The sequence below is a fragment of the Protofrankia sp. CiP1_Cm_nod3 genome (assembly GCF_982290655.1).
Window position 1 is genome coordinate 4,149 of the sequence record NZ_CEVIVD010000215.1, and the last position, 1,976, is coordinate 6,124.

General features: G+C 75.6%; 1 protein-coding gene. It reads left to right on the forward strand.

Annotated features, from left to right (window positions below):
• Nucleotides 1-1,976, forward strand: a 1,976-nt coding sequence (locus AC5LUJ_RS22960; protein ID WP_493465743.1) for a Sua5/YciO/YrdC/YwlC family protein, incomplete at both ends; no start/stop codon positions are given.

Sequence of the window (1,976 nt, forward strand, 5' to 3'; positions counted from 1 at the left end):
GCCGATCATTCACGTGTCGCGGGACAGGGCCGTCCCGGGGCCGTGTGGCGGCGGCGGATACGGGTCGAAGGCGTTGTGCAGGGGGTGGGGTTCCGGCCGTTCGCCCACCGGCTGGCCGCCGGCCTCGGCCTCGACGGTTTCGTGGGCAACGACAGCGGCTCGGTGTTCATCGAGGTCCAGGGCGGCCCGGCGGCGGTCGCGGAGTTCCTGCGGCGGCTGCGCGGCGACGTGCCGGCCCCGGCCCGGGTCACCACCGTGCGGGTGGACGACATCCCGCCGGTTGCCGGGGATGCCGGCTTCCATATCGTGGCCAGCCGCGGCGGCGGCGAGGACACCCGCGCCGCTGGCACTGTCGGCGTCGCTGGCGCAGGCGGCACTGGTGGCACTGGTGGCACTGGTGGCACAGGTGGCACCGCTGGCAGCGCTGGCGCTGTCGTCCCCCCGGACATGGCGGTGTGTGACGACTGCGTACGCGAGCTGTTCGACCCGGCCGACCGGCGCTACCGCCATCCGTTCGTCACCTGCGCCGCCTGCGGCCCCCGGTTCACCATCATCCGGTCGCTGCCCTACGACCGGGCGGCCACCACCATGGCGGGCTTCCCGATGTGCCCGGCCTGCGCGGCCGAATATCACGACCCGGCCGACCGCCGCTTCCACGCCCAGCCCGTGTGCTGCCCGGACTGCGGGCCGCGGCTGTCCTTCGTCCCCTGCGCCGCCGAGGTGCCGGGGGCGCAGGGCACCGGGCCGGACGAGGCGCTGGCCGCGGCCCAGCGGGCGCTGGCCGACGGCCGCGTCGTCGCGGTGAAGGGGATCGGCGGCTACCACCTGGCCTGCCGGGCCGACAGCCCGGCGGCGGTGCGGCTGCTGCGCGCGCGCAAGGCGCGGGCGGGCAAGGCGTTCGCGGTGATGGCCCGGGATCTCGACGTGGCCCGGCAGCTCGCCGAGATCAGCCCGGCCGAGGCCGCGGTGCTGCGCGGCCCGGCCCGGCCGGTCGTGCTGCTGCGGCGCCGGCCGGACGCCCCCGTCACAGCGGACGTGGCGCCCGGCAACCCGCTGATCGGCCTGCTGCTGCCCTACTCGCCCCTGCATCACCTGCTGTTCGCCCAGGTGCCCGGCGCGGACGTCGCGCCCCCGGCGTGCGTCGTGCTGACCAGCGCCAACCTGGCCGGCGAGCCGATCTGCTTCGAGGACGCCGACACCGACACCGCCGGCACCGACACCGCCGACACCGCCGACACCGCCGGCACCGGCACCGCTGACGTCTGCGGCCGGCTGCCGGCGCTGGCCGACGCGATACTCACCCACGACCGTCCGATCCTGCTGCCCTGCGATGACTCGGTGGTCCGCGTCGTCGACGGCCGTGAGCTGCCGATCCGCCGCTCCCGCGGCTACGCGCCGTTGCCGATCGACCTCGGCCGGACGGCGTCCACGGGCGGTCCCGGCCGGACGGCGTCCACGGGCGACCGTGAGCGGGAGGCGGATCAGGATGGTTCACGTTGGCCGGCCGAGGGGGTCCTGGCCGTCGGCGGGGAGCTGAAGAACACCTTCTGCGTCACCGACGGTGAGCGTGCGTTCTGCTCGGCGCATGTCGGTGACATGGGATCCCTGGCGACGCTGCGTGCCTTCGAGCGGTCGGTCGGGCGGCTCACCGCCGTATACGCCGTGCGCCCGGCGCGGCTGGCCGCCGACGCCCACCCGGGGTACTCGACCCGCCGCTGGGCCGAGCGCCACGCCGGGGACCAGCCGCCGCTGCTCGTCCAACATCATCATGCGCACGTGGTCTCCCTGCTCGCCGAGCACGGCAGGCTGGGCGAGCCGATCATCGGAGTGGCCTTCGACGGCACCGGCTACGGCATCGGGGGTACTGGCGGGGCTGGCATCGGTGGTGTCGGTAGCGCTGACGGTGCAGTTCGGGGCAGTGCGGTTCGGGACGGCGCGGGCCGGGGCGGTGCGGTTCGGGACGGTGCGTCCTGGGG